The 19601-nt window shown below is 68.9% G+C and carries 19 protein-coding genes; 6 read left to right on the top strand and 13 right to left on the bottom strand.

The genetic code is table 11. The annotated features are described in order from the left end of the window. Together D7Y15_RS34870 and D7Y15_RS34865 are read right to left on the bottom strand one after the other, a co-directional pair. On the bottom strand, positions 1-776 hold a 776-nt coding region (locus D7Y15_RS34870; protein ID WP_148712941.1), incomplete at its 3' end, for an FKBP-type peptidyl-prolyl cis-trans isomerase. 210 nt (positions 777-986) lie between these two features. Beyond that, positions 987-1250, bottom strand: coding sequence for a GlsB/YeaQ/YmgE family stress response membrane protein (locus D7Y15_RS34865; protein WP_120579443.1), 264 nt, complete (start codon positions 1248-1250; stop codon positions 987-989). A 99-nt stretch (positions 1251-1349) separates the two neighbouring features. On the opposite strand from D7Y15_RS34865, the gene D7Y15_RS34860 reads away from it, so the two are divergent. Beyond that, positions 1350-2456, top strand: a complete 1107-nt coding sequence (locus D7Y15_RS34860; RefSeq protein WP_121755277.1) for a GNAT family N-acetyltransferase — start codon at positions 1350-1352, stop codon at positions 2454-2456. Positions 2457-2459: 3 nt separating this feature from the next. Here the strand turns inward: D7Y15_RS34860 and D7Y15_RS34855 are convergent, their stop codons facing one another. Beyond that, positions 2460-3899 (bottom strand): MATE family efflux transporter, encoded by a 1440-nt coding sequence (locus D7Y15_RS34855; protein ID WP_211487244.1) that lies wholly within the window; start codon positions 3897-3899, stop codon positions 2460-2462. A gap of 238 nt (positions 3900-4137) precedes the next feature. On the opposite strand from D7Y15_RS34855, the gene D7Y15_RS34850 reads away from it, so the two are divergent. Then, a complete protein-coding gene (locus tag D7Y15_RS34850) occupies positions 4138-5193 on the top strand; it encodes a DapH/DapD/GlmU-related protein (RefSeq protein WP_120579446.1) in 1056 nt (351 codons plus the stop codon). A gap of 43 nt (positions 5194-5236) precedes the next feature. Continuing rightward, entirely contained in the window at positions 5237-5617 is a 381-nt protein-coding gene (locus D7Y15_RS34845; RefSeq protein ID WP_121755276.1) for a hypothetical protein, read from the top strand. Here D7Y15_RS34845 and D7Y15_RS34840 read toward each other — a convergent pair. The 4 genes from D7Y15_RS34840 to D7Y15_RS34825 form a co-directional block, all read right to left on the bottom strand. Continuing rightward, the gene (locus tag D7Y15_RS34840) at positions 5614-6762 is read right to left on the bottom strand and encodes an aromatic ring-hydroxylating dioxygenase subunit alpha (protein ID WP_121755275.1); all 1149 of its coding nucleotides are present in this window, start codon (positions 6760-6762) and stop codon (positions 5614-5616) included. The two genes, D7Y15_RS34845 and D7Y15_RS34840, sit on opposite strands and share 4 nt — an antisense overlap. Beyond that, positions 6759-8384, bottom strand: a complete 1626-nt coding sequence (locus D7Y15_RS34835) for a GH3 auxin-responsive promoter family protein (protein ID WP_233605206.1) — start codon at positions 8382-8384, stop codon at positions 6759-6761. Before D7Y15_RS34835 ends, D7Y15_RS34840 begins: the two co-directional genes overlap by 4 nt. A 120-nt stretch (positions 8385-8504) precedes the next feature. Next, positions 8505-9266: a hypothetical protein gene (locus D7Y15_RS34830; protein ID WP_120579450.1), complete on the bottom strand. Its 762-nt coding sequence runs from the start codon at positions 9264-9266 to the stop codon at positions 8505-8507. Between the two features lie 4 nt (positions 9267-9270). Further along, a complete protein-coding gene (locus tag D7Y15_RS34825) occupies positions 9271-12108 on the bottom strand; it encodes an FG-GAP-like repeat-containing protein (protein WP_233605205.1) in 2838 nt (945 codons plus the stop codon). Positions 12109-12225: 117 nt separating this feature from the next. Here D7Y15_RS34825 and D7Y15_RS34820 point away from each other — a divergent pair, with 117 nt between their 5' ends. After that, on the top strand, positions 12226-13149 hold the full coding sequence (locus D7Y15_RS34820; protein ID WP_158629177.1) for a fatty acid desaturase: 924 nt from the start codon (positions 12226-12228) through the stop codon (positions 13147-13149). Next, entirely contained in the window at positions 13149-13775 is a 627-nt protein-coding gene (locus D7Y15_RS34815; RefSeq protein WP_120579453.1) for a hypothetical protein, read from the top strand. The genes D7Y15_RS34820 and D7Y15_RS34815 overlap by 1 nt, the downstream gene beginning before the upstream one ends. Here the strand turns inward: D7Y15_RS34815 and D7Y15_RS34810 are convergent, their stop codons facing one another. After that, a complete protein-coding gene (locus D7Y15_RS34810; protein WP_233597286.1) occupies positions 13776-14726 on the bottom strand; it encodes a DUF1629 domain-containing protein in 951 nt (316 codons plus the stop codon). It abuts the gene before it with no gap. Positions 14727-14777: 51 nt separating this feature from the next. Between D7Y15_RS34810 and D7Y15_RS46055 the strand changes: the two genes are divergently transcribed. Next, the gene (locus D7Y15_RS46055; RefSeq protein WP_233597287.1) at positions 14778-14948 is read left to right on the top strand and encodes a hypothetical protein; all 171 of its coding nucleotides are present in this window, start codon (positions 14778-14780) and stop codon (positions 14946-14948) included. Positions 14949-15022: 74 nt separating this feature from the next. On the opposite strand, the gene D7Y15_RS34805 is transcribed toward D7Y15_RS46055, so the two are convergent. The 5 genes from D7Y15_RS34805 to D7Y15_RS46465 all read right to left on the bottom strand — a co-directional run. Continuing rightward, positions 15023-16348 (bottom strand): AHH domain-containing protein, encoded by a 1326-nt coding sequence (locus D7Y15_RS34805; RefSeq protein ID WP_121755271.1) that lies wholly within the window; start codon positions 16346-16348, stop codon positions 15023-15025. Positions 16349-16371: 23 nt separating this feature from the next. After that, the gene (locus D7Y15_RS34800; protein WP_233605203.1) at positions 16372-17601 is read right to left on the bottom strand and encodes a DUF1629 domain-containing protein; all 1230 of its coding nucleotides are present in this window, start codon (positions 17599-17601) and stop codon (positions 16372-16374) included. Between the two features lie 12 nt (positions 17602-17613). After that, a complete protein-coding gene (locus tag D7Y15_RS34795; RefSeq protein WP_121755270.1) occupies positions 17614-18939 on the bottom strand; it encodes an AHH domain-containing protein in 1326 nt (441 codons plus the stop codon). A gap of 12 nt (positions 18940-18951) precedes the next feature. Beyond that, entirely contained in the window at positions 18952-19350 is a 399-nt protein-coding gene (locus tag D7Y15_RS34790) for an STAS/SEC14 domain-containing protein (RefSeq protein WP_120566935.1), read from the bottom strand. 84 nt (positions 19351-19434) lie between these two features. Continuing rightward, a partial coding sequence (locus D7Y15_RS46465; RefSeq protein ID WP_199746016.1) for a CinA family protein occupies positions 19435-19601 on the bottom strand: 167 nt, incomplete at its 5' end.

Raw genomic sequence — 19601 nt, 5'->3', positions numbered from 1 at the left:
CCGAAGGCCCCCGCGGCCCCTCCGGGCATGCCGGGCATGCCCGGAGGGGCCTCGGGGGCCTTCACGATCTCGAGCAGCTCGACCTCGAACACCAGGGCGGCGCCGCCGGGGATGTTCGGGGGCGCGCCGCGGTCGCCGTAGGCGATGTCGGAGGGGCACACGAGCTGCGCCTTGCCGCCGACCTTCATCTTCTGGAGGCCCTCGGTCCAGCACTTGATGACGCCCTGGAGCGGGAACTGCGTGGGCTCACCGCGCTTGTAGGAGGAGTCGAACTCCTTGCCGTCGGAGAGGGTGCCCTTGTAGTGCACCTTCACGATGTCGGAGGCCTGGGGCTGGGGACCGGTGCCCGCCTGGGTCTCCTTGTAGATGAGGCCGGACTCGGTCTTCACCGCGCCGGGCTCCTTGGCCTTCTCCTCCAGGAACTTCGCGGACTTCTCCTTCTCCGCGGTGGCCTTGCGCAGCGAACGCTCGCGCGCGAGGTCCTGGAGCTTGGGGCCGTAGGTCTCCAGGTCCACGTCGGTCTTTTGACCGGTGACCTGGGCCGTGAGGCCGGCCTTCACGAACTCCAGCTCCTGCGGGGTCATGTCGAACACGCTGATGCTGCGGCCGATGGACAGGCCCAGCGCGTACAGCGTCTTCTGCTCCTCGGTCTGAGGAGCACCGGCGGTGGCCGCCGCCGTGGAGGTGCCGGTGGCGGAGGTCTCGCCCGGCTTCGCTCCCTGGCCCTGGCAGGCCGTCAGGCTCAGCATCGCCGCGATCAGGATCGTCTTCTTCATCATGATGTCGTCGCCTTTCCTTTGGCTCAGCGGCGGCCGACCGCCCCCCGCTGCATGCCTGGGGCGCGGTCTACTACAGAAAGTGCCCGGCATCCTCTTGGGAACCGTGCTTTCCCCGGATGGGGGTCCATGCAGGTAGGACAACCGGCCGCCGGCCCCCCAACCGGTGGGACGGCCCCGGATTCCCGGCCTGGGAGCGCTGGAAGGGTCCTACCGGGAGGAACGACCGCCAAAGGCCGCCTGGGAGACCAGCAGCAGGACGATGGCGCCCAGGATGGCGCCCAGGAAGCCGGTGGGCTCCGGGTCGCGCCAGTCGGTGCCCCGCCAGACGGACGTGAGGAAGCCGCCCACGAAGGCCCCGGCGACGCCCAGGAGCGTGGTGCCAATGCACCCCAGGCGCTGGTTCCCCGGCAGCACGGCCCGGGCGATGAGCCCCGCGAAGAAGCCGAAGATGATCCACCCCAACAGCCCCATGACGTCCTCCCCGTGCGGCGCGTGAAAGGCCGACAATGTGGCGCAGGGGAAGCGGGGGCGGAAGTCCATCCCGGCGTCGCATAGGCTGCCGCGTGACCCATGAGCCCCCTCCGCCGAGCCACCCGGGACGACAACGCCGCGCTGCTGGACCTGTTCGGCGACGTGCCCATGACCGGGGACCTGGTGCTCAGCACGCAGCGGTCGCCGGATTACTTCGGCCTCTTCGCCATGCAGCGCGGTGACGCGGAGGTCTGGGCCCACGGTGAAACATCCCGCCTGGACGGAATGGGCGCCATCCACGTCCGCGACGGATGGCTGGAAGGCAGACCGTGCCGCGTGGGCTACCTGGGCGACCTGCGCACCCGCTTCTCCGCGCGCCGCGCCCGGGGCCTGGCCCGGTTCTATGGCCCCGTCCTGGAGGAGACCGCCCGCCGCCACGGCGTGGACGTGTTCCTCACCGCCGTCATGGCCTCCAACGCGGCCGCGCTCCAGTCCCTGGTGCGTCGTGGCGCGTCCCGGGAAGCGCAGCCGCACTACCACCTGATGCGCGCCTTCTCCGCCGTCTCGCTCCAGTTCGTGCTGCGCCGCAAGCCGCGCCCCAGCCGCTACACCGTTCGCCAGGCCACCGCCGCGGACGTGCCCGCCATGGCCGCGCTGCTGGACGCGGACCACCGCTCGCGTCCCTTCGGCTACCGCTTCGACACCGGAGAACTGGAGCACCGGCTCGCGCACTGGCCTCGGCTTCGCGTGGAGGATTCGTTCCTCGCGTTCGACCCCGCGGGGAACCTCGTCGGCTGCACCTCCGCGTGGAACCCCGACGCCGTGAAGCGCTACCGCGTGCTCGCGTACCGGGGCGGCATGAAGTGGGTGCGCCGGGGCTTCAACGCGCTCGCCACCGTCACCGGCGCGCCCCGCCTGCCCGCGCCCGGCGGCGACTTCCGCTACTTCTACCTCTGCAACACCAGCATCCCCTCGGAGGACCCCGCCGTCCTGCGCGCGCTGCTGGACGCCGTCTACGCCGCGTTCCACGGCCGGGGCTTCCACTTCTTCACCGTGCAGCAGGACGCCAGTGACCCGCTGGCCTCGGCCTTCGATGGCTTCATCCAGCGGAGGCTGGACTTCCACCTCTACGCCGTCACGCCCGCGTCGCGCCCCCCGAGGACCTTCCCCGGGGGACGCACCGGCTTTGAAATCTGCCTGCCCTGACGCTCACACCACGCGCGTCTTCCAGCGCCCGCGCCGGAACAACACGATGCCCAGCACGGACATCAACGCGAAGGCCGCCGGCACCGCCCAGTACGCGCCCACCGAGCCCAGGCCCACCGGATGGGCCAGCACCCACGCCAGCGGCAGCTCCAGCACCCAGAGACACCCCAGGTCGATGAGCGTGGGCGTGCGCGTGTCCCCCGCGCCATTGAACGCGGAGGTGATGACCATGCCGTACGCGCACGACAGGAAGCTCAGGCTGAAGATGCGCAGCGCCGTGGCCCCTTCGTCCACCACCGCCGCATCCGTCGTGAACGCTCCCAGCAGCGGATGCGCGAAGATGAAGAACGCCACGCCGATGGTGCCCAGCACCATCAGGTTGTACTTGCCCGCCAGCCACACCGCCTTCGCGCCCCGCTCCGGGTCCCCCGCGCCCATGCTCTGCCCCAGCAGCGTGGCCGCCGCGTTGCCCAGGCCCCACGCGGGCAGCAGCGCGAACATCACGATGCGGATGGCGATGGTGTAGCCCGCCAGCGCCGTGCTGCCGAACGACGACACGATGCGCACCAGCACCACCCAGCTGGACGTGGTCACCAGCGCCTGCACCATGCCCGCGCTCGACAGCCGCAGCATCGCGAGCATCGTCGCGGGCTCCAGCGACACGTGCTCGCGCCGAATCTGGAGCCGGCCGTTGGACCGCACCAGCCGGAAGAGCTGGTACACCACGCCCGCGCTCCGGCCCAGCGTGGTGGCCCACGCCGCGCCCACCACGCCCATCTCCGGAAACGGCCCCCAGCCGAAGATGAGACACGGCGCGAGCACGATGTTGAGCCCGTTGGCCAGCATCAACACGCGCATCGCGATGGCCGCGTCACCCGCGCCCCGGAAGATGGCGTTGATGAGGAAGAGCAGCAGGATGCTCACCACGCCGCCCATCATCACGCGCGTGTAGCCCACGCCGTGCTCCAGCACCCAAGGCGAGCCGCCGAGCGCCTCCATCATCGGCCGGGCGAAGATGATGCCCGCCACGGCCAGCACCGTGGAGATGATCACCCCCAGGCCAATGGCCTGCACCGCCGTGCGTCCCGCGCGCTCCGCGTCCTTCTCTCCAATACGCCGGGCCACCATCGCCGTGGCGCCGATGCTCAGGCCCATGCCGGCCGCGTAGATGATGGTGAGGATGCCCTCGGTGAGTCCCACCGTGGCCACCGCCTCCGCGCCCAACCGGCCGACGAAGGCGACGTCCACCACGGCGAACACCGACTCCATGCACATCTCCAGCACCATGGGCACGGCCAGCAGGAAGATGGCCCTCCCGAGCGGCAGCTGGGTGAGGTCCTGCTCCGAGCCGTGCAGGGCCTCCTTCACGAGGGACCACAGCCCCTTGTTCACGGCGTCGCGGCTGGCCACGGGCTCGGGTGCCTGGGCGTGGCGGTCCGCCAACGGTGTCTCTTCCACGGGGTGAGGCCTTTCGAGAGCGAGGGGACTTCCTACCGCGAAACGCCCACACGTGGCGCCCAGCGACGCGGCTTCCTACGCCCGCTGCCACCCACTCCTGACATCTGAAGGTGCCGCACCCACCCTCATCGAGCCAGCAGGTGAGCGTCCGCTGCTGGACGGCTGCGTCGTGCCTTTGGACAACATGCCCTTGGGAGAGCCGGGAGTAGCTTGCTGCATCCCGATGAGTCCCTTACCCGCGACCGCTTCTCTCCTGCCCACCGCGGTAGGTCCTCATTTCACCCTGGCCTCGTCCGCGCGACTGCTGGGCTCCACGCAAGTGGGGCCCGGGGCCATCATCTCCCGAGGCGCCGTCGTGCGCTCGGTGGGAGGCTCCGTGATGTTGGGGGCCTTCTCCACGCTGCGCGAGGACGCGGTGGTGGTGGGCACTCCCGAACGGCCCACGTCCATCGGAGAGAAGACCGTGCTCGGTCCGCGCTCGCTCGTGATGGGTGCGCGTGTGGGGTCGCTGTGCGACATCGGCGACGGCGCCATCCTGATGCCCGGCGTGACACTGGGCGACCGCTGCCTGGTGGGAGAGGGCACGGTGTTGCCGCCGGGCATGACGGTGCCGGATCAATCCGTGGTGCTGGGCCGGCCGGGACAGGTCCTGCGGATGCTCTCCTCCGAGGACCTGACCCACCTGCAGCAGCGCCGGGGCGGCGACCTGTCGCTGCCCGCCGCTCCATTGACCCCTTTCTCCGCGCGAGACCGCGCCGAGGACGCCCCCATGGGACAGCTGTACGCCTTTCGCGACCGTCACCCCTTCGTCCACCCCACCGCCACCCTCTTCTCCTCCGCGGAGGTGTCCGGTGACGTGGTCATCGGCGCGGGGGCCATCATTGGCGCGGGCGTGAAGATCACCGGCGACCTGAACGGTCCGGTGCGCATTGGCGCGCGGGTGCAGATTCTGGAGAACACGGTGCTGCACCTGCAGCCGGACACCATGCTGGTGCTGGATGAGGGCGTGGTGGTGGGCCCGGGCTGCATCCTGCACGCGTGCAACCTGGGCGCGGGCACGGTGGTGGAGCCCGGCGCCATCCTCTGCGAGGGCAGTCACCTGGGGAAGGGCTGCCACGTGGCCGCCGGCAGCCTGGTGAAGGCGCGCGCGGTGTTCCCGGACTACGCGCTGGTGGAGGGCTTCCCCGCGGCGCAGGTGGGCACGCGCACGTCGCCGCCGGAGCCGCCGCGCTGGGTGCTCAGGCCGGAGGACCTGCCGGGCCTGCGTCGCATGGGGTGAGTGGATTTGCACTGGCCGTGCGCCCTCTGGCAGGGTCGCGGCCATGGACGCCGTCAATTCAATCATCGAGATCGCGGGCCCGCTGATGTTGGGCCTGGCCTGTGGCGCGCTCTTCCGGAAGTTCGTGTACCCGCGCGTCCTCGAGCAGTTGGGAAGCCTGGCCCGGCCGGTGACCTCCTCCGCCAACACGTGGATGCTGGTGGTGCAGATCTGCGCCACGCTGGGCCTGGCGGTGGCGTGCCATGCGTCCAACGCCATGGCGACGCTGATGTGGGCGCATGAGCATCTGCCCCCGATGCCCTTCCCGCTCACCCTGGGGCTGATCCACTGGGTCTTCCTGGGTGCGACCTTCTTCTCCGGGTACTACCTGGCGCTGCTTCCCTCCTCGGACTCCGAGGAGCAGTCGGCCTCCGGCACGGTCTAGACCCAGAAGACCACGTCGCGCTCCGCGTCCTCGGGACCGGAGCCGTGAGCGCCTTCGCGCAGCCAGCGGCGGTACGCCTCGATGTCCGCGTGGTGAAGGTCCGCCTCCGTGCCCGAGTACACGCCGCCGCCGGGGCCATCCGTCAGTCCCTGGCGCTGCGTCTCCATGATGCGGACGTCCTGCTGGATGACCTGCCGCGTGTACCAGCGCACCAGCGGCGTCAGCGCGCGGCCCCCCCATGCGCCCGGCACGTCCACCGGCAATCGGTAGCTGATGGCCGTGTACACGAGCGTGTCCGTGGGCCCAATGGGCGTGCACTGTGAGTTGATGGCGAAGCCGCTGTCTCCCCACTGGTAGTCAACGCGCGTGACGTTGGGGACGATGAACTCGTCCGTGTGCACGAGTGGCAGACCGCGCGGGTTGAACAGCCGCCCCAGTCCGGTGAGCGCGTCCTCCTCCTGGTGGTAGGTCATCCGCACGCGGCCCGCGTGGCGCTTCACGGTGGAGGGGACGCGCTTGCGCGTGGGATTGCGGAACCAGCCCCGGTGCACAAAGGACGTGTGCGGCACGTCCATGAAGTTCTCCACCAGGTTCGTTACGCCGTTCGCGAAGCGCGTGACCATGAAATAGACGGTCCAGCCGCGCTCGCCCCAGTAGGGCACGCGGAAGGGTTCCGCGCGGGCGCGGGTGACGTCCGTGCCCAGGTAGACGTAGACGAGCCCGTCCTGTTCCCGCGCGGGGAAGCGCGCGAGCCGTCCCAGGTCGCAGGGCGCGGGCTTGAGGCCTTCGTGCGCGCAGGCGCGAGCGTCCAGCTTCTCCCCGCGTTGGGGTGGGCCCAGCGCCGGAATCTCCACCACCGCGCCGGACGCGTCGTAGACCCAGCCGTGGTACGGGCAGCCGAGCCGTCCGTCGAACACGTCGCCCTGTGACAGGCGCGCGTTGCGGTGGAGGCAGCGGTCTCGCAGCGCCGTGGGTGCGCCGTTGGGTCCGCGGAAGAGGACCAGCCCCGTGCCGAACACGGTGCGCGCGACGGGCTTGTTCGCGGGCAGCTCCGTGGAGAGGCACGCCACGTACCAGAAGTCCTTCAGCGCGCCGCAGCGAGCGAGGTCCGCCTCCGCGTCCAGGTCCACCGTGAGCATCGTCATGATGTCCCTCTTCCGAACCACTCCGCCCAGCCGGCCTGGCGGTGCAGGTCCACGGGCTTGATGTCGCCCGCGCGCTGACCGAGCTGGATGCATCGGGCCTCGTAACGCCGGGCCCCCTGCGTCACGCGCACCGCGCGCACCGGACCGAGCTGTCCCAGCTCCCGTGCGTAGCGGTAGTGGTGGCCTTCGCACAGGGCTCGCTCCACGTTCGCGGCCGTGGCGTCCAGCTGGTTCGTGGGCAGGTCCGTCTCCAGGAAGAGGCGGTAGGCCGGCGGTGTGCCCCACTCCGGCGCGAGCATGGCGAAGGCGGGACGCGTGGGGCCCAGCGCGGCGTCCAGGACCGTGCCCACTCGCGCGGCGGAGAGCTTCTCGCCCACGAGGTCTGACACGGCATCCGCTCGGCCGAGGAACCGCAGACAGGGCGTCGCGTGCACGAAGCCTTCCACGCGGACGAGGTCCCCCAGCCGGTAGCGCAGCAGTCCGCCGGACGTGGAGAGGAGTACCGCATAGGTACAGCCCGCCGTCAGCTCGTGCGCCAGGAGTGGGCGTGCGTCAGGGCGCTCCGGGTCCAGGAACTCGATGAAATGGCTCCGGACCGCGAGCACTGGCGCGGGCGCTTCGAAGAGGGGCACCGTGATGACGCCCTCCGTGGCGAGCAGGCCCTTGCCCTGGACCTCGACGCCCGGGAAGCGCCGGCATGCGCCAGCCACGGCGTACGAGGCCTGGGCGTCCGTCCACATGCTCAGGAGCGCGAGCCCTGGCCAGAGCGTGCGTCCGTCGCGCAGGGCGGCGCGCAGCACCTGGGCCCTCGGGATGTCACGCACGCCCTGGAGCCCCTGCACGAGCGCCGTCCAGGCAGGGTCGCTAGCCACGGGTGTGCCGTCCGCGTCCTGTTCAGGAGGCCGCAGCGTGCCGCGCTCCAGGTCCTCCGCGAGCCGCTCGCCGTGCCGCTCCAGTGCGTCCATCAGGAGCGTGAGGAAGCTGGGGTTCCAGACGCTGATCAACGACAGGTTCGAACACCGCACGAGGAACCACAGCGTCACGTAACGACACGGTTCGACGTTGGGAGCCTGCCCCACCGAGCCCGGCACGGCGAAGACGCGCGAGAGCAGCGGCTGCAACGGGCGCGGGAACCACGCGCTGTCCTCCGCCGAGCCCACCCGGATGCCACCCGCGGTCCGGTGCTGTCTCCGGCCCAGCGGGGAGATGGACCAGTAGCTGGGGCCTTCGCGCACCGCGGGGCGGCGCAGGAAGACCTCGTGCAGCATGGGCGCGAGCGCGCGCTGGAACTCGCGCAGCAGGCCCTGCGTCACCGGCACCCGCTTGGACGCACCGGAGGAACCACCGGACAGCTCGAAGCGCAGCACGGGCTCGCGAGTGAGGACCCACGCCTCTCCTCGCGCGATGCGCTCGACGTCTTCCGTCACCGAGTCCGGCGTGGTGATGGGCACCGCGTCCTGGAACTCCCGAGCGGTGCGGATACGGCCGAAGTGCGGCAGCCGCTCCGCCTGTGCCGTGCCCTCCACTGCGCGGAGGATGCGCGCCAGACACTCCGCCTGCGCGACCTCCGGCTCGCGCAACGCATGACGGAAGCGCAGCGCGGACGGCGTCAGCGCAGCCATTGTGGCGGACAACATCGCACGGGAAGTCAGCACTCCTCGCCCCCACGCGGATTCGCGGACAGCGCGGATGAGACCAGCGCCGCCATCGTGGCGGACACCATCGCACGGGAAGTCAGCACGTCACGTCCCCACGCGGACTCGCGATGCGTCCCGCTCCCGCCGGGCCCAGCGACGCAGCTGGCCCCAGACGCTTCGAGCCAGCGCCCTCGCCAGGTCCCAGCCGCGGATCTCCACCAGACACACCAACTCCTCGCCCTCGGCGTGGCCGGGGTTGCGTTCCGCGAAGTAGGCGATGTGCGGATGAGCCGCCGCGTCGCGGTCGATGGGCGAGACGCCGTCCCGCACCCGGTAGTGCGCGCCATCGAAGCGCAGCGTTCCCTTCGCCGCGTCGTACTGCGCACCGAACCACCGCGTCGCCAGTCCCCGCAGGAACTCCGAACGGCCTTCCGGTGGAGCCCAATCCCGGCGCGGATGCGTGCGCGGGAAGTAGTTCACCGCCAACAGGTACGTCTTGTATCCGCCCGACAAGAGCAGCCAGTACAGCGGCCTCCACGGCCGGCGCAGCTTGCGCGCGAGCAACAACCTTCCGAACACCACCTGCAACGTCTTGTGGCCCCACCAGTCCGGATGGATGACCGTGTCACCCGAGTACAGCACCTCCACGCCACCCTCCTCCGCCACCCGTACCGTGCTGAACCCCACCAACTCCCGCGTGCGCCGGGCATGCAGCAGGAACACCCACTGCTTCGCGTCCAGGTCCGCGTGGAAACGCTCGGCGCTCACGCCCACGTAGCAGCACTGCATCAGCGCCAGCATCCGCGCCCGGGTGCCGGCGTCCAGGTCCTCCCGCCGCACCGTGGTGCCCTTCATCGCGGAGAGCATCGCTTCAGGGCCCTCCCCGCAGCGCAGTGGGCGCGGGAGGCTGACGCACCTCCTGGTAGCGGTCCGCCTCCAACGTCACCTCCTGCGGCTGCGCGCCATACCAGTGGATGACCGCCTTCACCGGTCCCGAGTGACGGCCCAGGCCGAAGTGCAGCCGGGGATCCGCGGACGCGGAGAACCCGCCCATCAGCCCCACCTCGCGCACCTGCTCCACGCGTTTGCCGTTCTCCTCGTAGGACACCACCACGCGCGTGCCCACCGCGCTGCGGTGCGTGCGCTGACCGTCTCCCACCAGCGACAGGCCCACGAAGTGCGCGTCTGGCTTCGCGTCCGTGGCGCTGGCTCGCAGCGTGTTGCGGTACAGCGACACCGGCGCGTGCTGGTTGGTGATGAGCACGTCCAGGTCGCCGTCGTCATCCAGGTCCGCCATCAACACGCCGCGCGAGTTGTCCGGCGCTTCGATGCCCACCTCTTTCGCCACATCCACGAAGTGCCCCGGCCTCGCGTCGCCCAGGTTGAGATACACGCGGCGCGCCTCGTTCGGGTAGAGCACGCGGCCCCGGATGTCGCCCCACTTGTCCGCGTACGTGTGCACCTCCGGGCCGGACTGCATCAACTTGTGGTTCACGTACCAGTAGTCGTTGCGCTGCCCCGCCGGGATGCGCCACTTCTCCGCGTCCAGGCGCGCGTCCACCATGCCGTTGGCCTGCACCAGGTCCGGCCACCCGTCGTCGTCCAGGTCCCCCGCCGCCGCGCCCCAGCCGAAGCGGCGCTCGTTCAGCGCGCCCCGGAAGGTGGCCTCGTCCTTGAAGCGAGGGACGAAGGCGTCCTCGCCCGGCCCCACCATCCACAACAGGCTGCCCTCCGCCTGGAGCGAGTGGTGCACGTTGGACACGTACACATCCAACCAACCGTTGCGGTCGAAGTCCGCCACGCTCGCGTTCATGCCCTTGTACGTGTCGCGGCCAATCTCCCCGAAGCGGTTGCCCACGATGTGGCGGAAGTGCCGGCCGCCCTCGTTCAGGTAGATGTCGTCCGGCCCGAAGTCGTTGGCCACGTAGAGGTCCGTCCACCCGTCCTGGTTCAGGTCCACCGTGCTCACCGCGAGCGACCAGTGCGTCTCCTTCAGGCCCAGCGCCTCCACGTCCTGCTTCTCGAACGTGCCGTCCCCTCGGCCCCGGTAGAGCGCGTTGCGCCCACCGTTGCTCGCGTTGTGCCAGCCGTCATGCATGAAGCGCAGCATGCGGCGGTCACCCGCGTACTCGGGCTCGGGCAGCTTGAAGAGGTTGAGCGGCGGCGCGGGCTCCGGGTAGTCCGGCAGGTGCGTCGTCATGGCGTTGAGCACCAGCAGGTCCAGGTGCCCGTCGCGGTCGTAGTCCAGGAACGTGAGGCCCAGGCTCACCGCGTGGTCCGTCACGCCCGCGGCTTCCGTCACGTCCTCGAAGCCCGCGGTGCCCGTCTCGCGCAGCGTGTTGCGCAGCAGGCGCACCGGCCCGAAGGCCACCGCCACCGCGAGGTCCAGGTCCCCGTCCCCATCCCAGTCCACGAACGTCCCGCCGCCCGCCAGGCCCTCCTCCTTGTAGCGAGTGGCGAAGCGCTCCAGCGCGGGCACGGGGACGCGTTCGAAGCGCAGCCCGCCCAGGTTGCGGTACAGGCCCGCGTGGTGCTCCGGCGTGCCCAGCGGGTGCGTGAGGAACAGGTCCAGCTTGCCGTCCCCGTCGAAGTCGCCGGTGGCCACCGCGTCGCCCACCGCGACCAGCCACTTGGCGACGTGGGCCACGCGCGGATCCAACTCCTCCAGCGTGCGACCCATCTGGGAGTCCAGGCCCGCTTGCTTGAGGTCCTGCGCGTTCAGGTGGAACGCGAGCGGCGCCTGACGCTCCCCCTGCGCCGCTGACACCGAGTAGCCCGTCGCCAGCACCGCCCCGAGTCCCCCCACCACGCCCACGCGCTTGAGCATGTCCGGAGCCAGGAGCCCGTGCAGCGCCGCGCCCCGGCTACGCCACAGCTCGCGCGCGTGCATGAACACGAAGCGGGAGGTGGCCACGGTGAGCGCCGCGTAGAAGAACGTGTAGACGCTCTCCTTCAGGTGCAGCACCAGGTCCACGCAGGTGATGGCCAGCGCGACCAGCACCTGGGCCTTTGGCGTCGCGGGCGACGTCGCCGGGTCGGTGAGCATGTAGAAGACGAAGATGAAGAACGACGGCGCGCCCAGCGTGCCCAGGAACAGCACCTCCGGCGGCAGGTGGTGGCGGAGGATGAACGCTCGCAGCGCCGTCTGGAGCGCGTAGAAGGTCAGGAAGCTGATCACCAACCAGCCGCGGCCCACGCGGAAGAAGAACAGCACCATCGCCGCCATCACGATGAAGGCCGACAGCGCGACCTCGCCGTTGGCCCACTGGTAGGCGGGCGCGGCGGTGATGAGCTCGCGCGTGGTGAGCAGCGACACGGCCACCGCGAACATCGACGGGTTGAAGACGTGCCGCCCCTGGAAGGTCAGCACGTACTTGGAGCCGATGGCCAGCCACACCGGCAGCCACAAGAGCGTGCTCGCGTGCGAGTAGTTCAAGAGCAGCGCCAGCGAACAGCAGGAGATGTACGCGGAGAGCGGCACCTCCTTGCGCCGCTTGAGCACCCAGCCCAGGACCGCGTCCAGCAGCGTGCCGGAGACGACCAGGAAGGCCATCTGCCCGGGGCTGCGGTTGAAGCCGAAGAAGGTGAAGCCCAGCACGCCGTAGAGCGTGAGCAGCGCCGCGAAGGGCAGCCTCGGGTCGTTCCAACGGGGGAACACCCAACCGCCCCACTCCACGCGCGTGCCCGTCAGGGCCGGCTGCGTCGGCATCTCCACACTCATGATTGACCGTCCCGGTGCACGCGCGGAGCGTGCCGTGCCCGTCTCCGGGTGTCCAATCCGCACGGGACTTGCGTCCGGCGCCCATGCATGGAGTCCTGGCGCCCGATGTCCTCTTCCCTGCCTCGTCGCGCGGCGGTGCCTCGCGAGCTGCTCGTTCCCGCAACGCCCTCCGGACTGCTGCGCCTGGCGGCCGTGGAGTGGACGGGGATGGCCCTGGGGTGGGCGGTCATGGCTTGGGCTCCTCCGGTGCTGGTGCCGTTGGCGGTGCTCGTCGTCGCGGGACGGCTGCATGCGCTGGGCGTCCTGCTTCATGACGCGGTCCACCTGCCTTCGCGAAGGCGGGAATGGCGACTGTGTCTGCTGGAGACCGTCGCGGGCTATCCCATTGCGTCCACGCTGGCGGCGATGCGCTACCACCATCTTCGCCATCATCGCGATGCGGGCCTGCCGTCGGATCCGTACCGCAAGCCTCCGGATGGCGGCCGGCTGCGCACGGCGTGGCGTTGGCTGCTGCTCCTGACTGTCATCCCCGGCTGGGTGCTGCGGGGACCGGTGGGGCTTTGCGCGTGGATGTTGCCTTCGCTGCGCACGGCATATGGGCGCGTGTTCCTGCAGGACCGCTCCGGACGGGTGCTCACGCGCGACGCGGAGGTGGCGGCGTGTGCTCGGGCGGAGGCGGGGCAGGTGCTGTTCCACCTGGGCGTGCTGGCGCTGGCGGTGCGGTGGCCCTCCGCGGTGCTGTGGGGGTATGCGCTGCCGTTGCTGGTGGCGTCTGGGTTCAACGCGCACCGGTTGCTCGCGGAGCACACCGCCGCGCCCGTGCAGGGGCGGAAGATGGAAGATGTGTTCGCGTGCACTCGCGACCATGGGCTCGGATGGTGGGGAAGGTTGGGATTGGCGCCCCGGCACGTGGGGATGCACGTGGTGCATCACCTGCATCCGCAGGTGTCCTTCACGCATCTGCCCCGGCTCCGCGCGTGGTACGTCGAGCGGTTTCCCCACCACTATCCCCGGCCTCGTTCCTACTGATGCTCACTTCGTCGACGCGGGTGTTCCTGGGGGTGGCGTTGCTGGCGTGCGCGAGCGCGGCGGTGGTGTTCCGGCGCAGGCAGAACGCGCAGGGCGGACGAGGTGGCCGCATCTCCGGGCCCAAGATGGCGTGGCTGCTGTACGCGGTGTTCCTCTGGTTCCTGGTGTGCCCGCTGGTGGCGCTGGATGCGTCCGTGCCGATGGAGGCGCGCGTCGTGCTGGGGGCCTTCGCCGTGTCCATGTGGCTGCGCGGAGCCGCGGAGCTCTACATGCTCTACGTGTCGCGCAACTGGCGGCCGCCGTATGGCGTGGGCCATGACCTGGGGTGCATCGCGCTGGTGGGCGCGGGGCTCGTGTACACCGGGGAGAAGTGGGCCGGAGTGCTCGATGGGCGCGACGTGTGGTCGCTGGCGTTGGTGGGGTTGGTGCTGGTGAGCCTGCTGGTGGAGGTGGCGTATGCGGCGCTGTTCCATCAGGCCGTGGAGGGACGCACCACCGGCGAGGATGGGGTGTGGTTCGCGGATGCCGAGCAGGCGCGGTTCCAGCGCATCAACCGGCTGACGCTGGCGCTCAACGTGCCGCTGTATGGGGCGCTGGCGGTGTGGCTGATGATGGGAATGGGGTAGCTACACCACCGGCTGGCGCCAGGCCTTGGACAGGTGGCCGGGGTTTGACTGGTTGAAGCGATGGAGCAGTTCCTCCCGGCCGTGCTCCAGCAGGTACGTGAGTTCCTGGGGCATCAGCGTCTTCACGGTGACGAGCCGGACCTGTCCGTCCGGCATCGTGAAGTGGCCGGGCAGTGTGGGGGTGTCCATGCCCAGGAGCACGCCGACGCGGCCGTCTTTCGTCAGGAGCGATTCGGGCATGCGCTCTCCGTCCACTTCCATGGAGAGGATGCCGGTCCTCGCCGGTTCGCGCAGGTGCTCGTGGCCTACGAGTTCGTTGGCGATTCGTTCCAGCAGCGTCACGGGCCAGTCTGCCTGCGGCTCATTGGTCTCGAGCGCGAGCTCCAGACCAAAGCCCACGGAGGGTTCCACGGCCTCCACGAAGAAGTCGGAGAGGCCGTCCGTCACGAAGAGGGTGCGTCCTTCGGGCCGGTGGATGACTCGCCAGACCTGGCGCCTCGCGGGCCAACCTCCTCCAACGACGATGGGGAGGATGGCTTTTTCATCCAGCGTGCCGAGGGTGCGCCAGAACGCGGTGCGGGCTGTTTCTGTTCGCGCGTAGAGGGCCTGGAGCTTGCGGTTGTGCTCACGCTGTTCCGGGCTGACTTCGCTCGGGCCTGTGACTTCCCGGAACTTCACTCCAGTGATGTTCGCGTGCTCCAGCGCCTCCTTGATGTCCTCGGAGACGATGAGCACGATGCTCCACCCCCAGGTGCGGAAGACCTTGGCATCGCCCACCTTCGTCGGATCGATGCGCATGCCAGAGACGTCCCTGTATTTCCCTACCTTCTCTGGGCGCCCATCTTCAGGCTTCCAATACAGCACCTCTTCGGAAGCCTCGTCGTCGATGCACCTGACGAGACGGAGCACGTTGACGAGGAAGTGCGGTCCGGGCTCCGATGCAACCGTCACGGGGAGCAGCTGAACATCATCCGGGGCGAGCCGGGTCAGGATGGCTGCCGCTTGAGCCTGAATGACGGGCGCCAGGCCGATGCCCGCCAGCGTGAAATCCAGTGGCTGGCCGACATGGTCGACCGGAATCTTCAAGGGCGTTTCCAGGCTGACGGGTTCACCCTTCCTGAACATCCATGGATTGGCGACCTCCCGGCCGGACGCATCAATGGGATCGCCTAGCGACCACCGACCGGGGACATGCAGATCGTCGATCAGCTCGAAGTACCGCATCGCCACGAGAGACTCCCGCCCAGCTATGACTTCGTGACCCACTTATTGAGCGTCGTGCTCGTGTTCAAGATGTCGCTGGCGAGCCGACGAAGCTCGTTTGTGAGCGCCTCGCGGCATTGATGGATGCTGCCACAGTCTTCCATTGCTTCGTTCAACCGGGAGAGCACTCTTTGATGGTACGCCTCGGGATGGGGACCCTTGTGGCCCGGGACACGGACTTTGTTCGCGGGATCATCCAAGGACATTCCAGCCCGGTCGAAGAGCCTCTGGAACTGGGGCGACCACGGACCACCGTTGTGCGTGGCTTCCCACCATTTGTTCGTGGCGATGTGATGCTCGTGGACGTCGACGGGCACGGGGACGTTCCGCCCCTTGGCGGACATCGCCACCACGTTGGGGGCCAGTGCGAGGGTCACCTCGCCGCTCGCGGACACCGCGATTGCTGAGACCTCCGCCGCGGCCACCAGCCGGAAGCCTCCCTGCTCCGCTCCCACCAGCGCGGCCTGCGCTGAACCGGGCAGTGTCGCGACCCTCGTCGCCAGCGTCTGCGCCGTGCTCCCCAGCGCCGCCATCGCCAGCATCACGAAGGCCCGTGCCGCTTGCTTGCCCATCACCTCGCCGTACTTCTCTCCTGCGTCCCGGATGCCGTCGAACGTCTCTGCTTCCCTCACCTCCGCCGCCAGCACCCTCCAGCCCTGGATGAGACTCCACACCGTGTCCCAGCCCAGGTATGCAATCAGTGCCACCGTCAGCGTTGCCGCTACGCCCTTCGACAGCAGCGGCTCCGGCACCAGCCACAGGCTGAAGTACACCGCTCCCGTCATCACCAGCAGCGACACCGTCGCCTCGGGGTCCACCATCCCCTCCAAGGCTTCGGCCGTCTCCTCCCACACCGAGTCCAACGCGATGCGGAAGGCCAGCGTCCGCTTGCCCTCCTCATCCAGCGTCAGCCCTCCGTCCAACAGGTGCAGGCAGTCTCCGGACAGCCGCTTGCGCACGCACCAGCGTCCGTAGGCGGCCTCCAGCTCCGTGCTCCCTTGCGACACACGGACGCGGCCCTGCCTTGGGTCATCCACGGACACGACACCCAGCGAGGCTCGCGGACGGTCCGCTCCGGGATTCAACAGCCGGAGTGCTTCCCTCCTCGGATGCACCGACGCCGGCGCTCCAGGCGCCAGCGTCCGCACCGCATTCTCGAAGGTGTCGCCCCCCAGCGACACGGGCCTCGTGTCCGTGCGCGGCGTGTGCTCACGCGCCCGGCCTTCTCCCGTGTCCAACCGCCATGTCCGTGACGTCGCGCAGCCCGTCACGAACAACATCCACATCACGCACAGCCAGCGCAGCGACATGGACTGCCTCCTGGTTTCGGCCGCTACACCACGGGCTGGCGCCAGGCCTTGGACAAGTGGCCGGGGTTGGACTGGTTGAAGCGGTGGAGCAGTTCCTCCCGGCCGTGCTCCAGCAGGTACGTGAGCTCCCGGGGCATGAGTGTCTTCACGGTGACGAGCCGGACCTGTCCGTCCGGCATCGTGAAGTGACCCGGGAGTGCTGGGGTGTCCATTCCCAGGAGCACGCCGACTCGGCCGTCCTTCGTCAGGAGCGGCTCGGGCATGCGCTCTCCGTCCACTTCCATGGAGAGGATGCCGGTCCTCGCCGGTTCGCACAGGTGCTCGTGGCCTACGAGTTCGTTGGCGATTCGTTCCAGCAGCGTCACGGGCCAGTCTGCCTGCGGCTCATTGGTCTCGAGCGCGAGCTCCATGCCGAAGCCCACGGAGGGTTCCACGGCATCCGCGAAGAAGTCTGAGAGGCCGTCCGTCACGAAGAGGGTGCGTCCTTCGGGCCGGTGGATGACTCGCCAGACCTGGCGTCTCGCGGGCCAACCTCCTCCGACGACGATGGGGAGGATGGCGTTTTCGTCCAGCGTGCCCAGGGTGCGCCAGAACGCGGTGCGGGCCGTTTCGGTCCGGTCGTAGAGCACCTTGAGCTTGCGGCTGTGCTCACGCTGCTCCGGGCTGATGGCACTGGGACCTGTGACTTCCTCGAACCTCATCCCCGTGACGCCCGCACGCTCCAAGCCCTCCTTGATGTGCTCGGAGACGATGAGCGCGACAGTCCATCCCCAGGGACGGAAGACCTTGGCCTCACCGACCTTTGTCGAATCGATGCGCATGTTGGAGACGGCCCGATATGTCCCCGTCTTTTCGGGTCGTTCATCCTCTGGCAGCCAGTACTTCACCTCGCTGGACTGCTGATCATCGATGCATCGAATGTTCCGTGTCGCGACGAGGATGAAATAGGGCTCAGTCTGTCCCTCGACCTCGACAGGAATGATCTGCACATCATTCGATGCCAGTTCGCTGAAGATGTTCGCGACCCGCCGGTGAACAACGGGGGTTCCACCCACGCTAGTCGTCGCGTAGTCCAGGAGCGCGCCTGGATGAGAGATGGGAATCCTGAGCTGCTCCTTGTTCTGGACCGGGCAGCCATCCGCGAACTGCCAGATGTCGTCGATCTCCAGTCCCTGGGAGTTCCTCGCCTCACCTGGCAACCAGCGATCCTGGATGTCCATGTCATCCAACAGCTCGAAGTACCGCATCTCCATCACCTCCATCCATCAATCGCGAACAACCCAGCCATGAAGGTCCGTGCCCTCTTGAAGGATTTCCCTTCCCAGGTTTTGGAGTTCCTTCGTCAGTGAGTTTCGACACTGAGCGATGCTCTGACATCTGCCAAGCGCGGTCTTCAATCGCCTGAGGATGGTCTCGTGGTACTCGCGAGGATGCGGTCCTTTATGACCAGGAACACGGACCGTGTTCGCCCCATCATCCAGGGACATGCCCGCACGGTCGAAGAGTTCCTGAAACCTGGGTGACCACGGGCCACCGTTGTGCGTCGCCTCCCACCACTTGTTCGTGGCGATGTGATGCTCGTGGACTTCGACTGGCGCGAGGACGTTCCGCCCCTTCGCGGACATCGCCACCGCGTTGGGGGCCAGTGAAAGGGTCACCTCGCCGCTCGCGGACACAGCAATCGCTGAGACCTCCGCCGCTGCCACCAGCCGGAAGCCTCCCTGCTCCACTCCCACCAGTGCGGCCTGAGCTGAACCGGGCAGCGTCGCGACCCTTGTCGCCAGCGTCTGCGCCGTGCTCCCCAGCGCCGCCATCGCCAGCATTACGAAGGCCCGTGCCGCCTGCTTCCCCATCACCTCGCCGTACTTCTCTCCCGCACTCCGGATGCCGTCGAACGTCTCCGCCTCCCTCACCTCCGCCGCCAGCACCCTCCAACCCTGGATGAGACTCCACACCGTGTCCCAGCCCAGGTACGCAATCAGTGCCACCGTCAGCGTCGCCGCTACGCCCTTCGACAGCAGCGGCTCCGGTACCAGCCACAGGCTGAAGTACACCGCTCCCGTCATTACCAGCAGGGACACCGTCGCCTCGGGGTCCACCATCCCCTCCAAGGCTTCGGCCGTCTCTTCCCACACCGAGTCCAACGCAATGCGGAAGGCCAGCGTCCGCTTGCCCTCCTCATCCAGCGTCAGCCCTCCGTCCAACAGGTGCAGGCAATCTCCGGACAGCCGCTTGCGCACGCACCAGCGTCCGTAGGCGGCCTCCAGCTCCGTGCTCCCTTGCGACACACGGACGCGGCCCTGCCTTGGGTCATCCACGGACACGACACCCAGCGAGGCTCGCGGACGGTCCGCTCCGGGATTCAACAGCCGGAGTGCTTCCCTCCTCGGATGCACCGACGCCGGCGCTCCAGGCGCCAGCGTCCGCACCGCATTCTCGAAGGTGTCGCCCCCCAGCGACACGGGCCTCGTGTCCGTGCGCGGCGTGTGCTCACGCGCCCGGCCTTCTCCCGTGTCCAACCGCCATGTCCGTGACGTCGCGCAGCCCGTCACGAACAACACCCACAGCACGCACCACCCGCGCGCTGGCATGTTCGTTTCCGCTCAGCCCCGCAGCGCCACTCCCAGCTCCGCGTCTCCGTGCTTCAGCCAGGTCCTTGCCGCGGACTCCTGCCAGAAACGGCGGAGGATCTTGTCCGTCCCGCTTCCGGACGCCACCCGGTTCAACTGCAACGCGACGATCTGGTTCTGCACCAACTCCGCCACCCGCGTCACCCCGGAGCGCAGCCCGTACTCCTGCACCCTCCGGATGAGATCCGCCGCCTCCGGCGACGCCGGCCGGAACGTTCGCAGGTCCGCTTCGATCTTGATGGCCTGCCCCGCCACTTCATCCGTCGCGGCGCGCAGGTCCTCCACGAAGCGCTGCATCTCCTCCAGCCGGATGTAGCCCTCCAGCGCGAAGCTCACGATGGATTCCGCCCGGTCCACGTCGATTCGATACATCGAGGCCCCCTTCGTGAGACTGCGTCAAACCTTCTCCCCCATCACGCGTCCACGTGCCAACGTCCGGAGGGATGAGTCCCCTATTCAGGACTCCACTCCCACTTGCTCCAGAAGGAGGGCCAGCCCTCGCGCCGCCGCTGCATGCCGCACCTGCCTCCGGTCTCCTTCGAACCGGTGACGCTCCACCACCGCGGCCCTCCCGCGCCGCTGTACCGCGATGAACACCAGCCCCACCGGCTTCGCCTCCGTCC

The organism is Corallococcus sp. AB030, assembly GCF_003668965.1.
Taxonomy (GTDB): Bacteria; Myxococcota; Myxococcia; order Myxococcales; family Myxococcaceae; genus Corallococcus; species Corallococcus exiguus.
The sequence above is the reverse complement of the archived record's forward strand: the minus strand, read 5'-3'. Positions and strand labels throughout refer to the sequence as shown.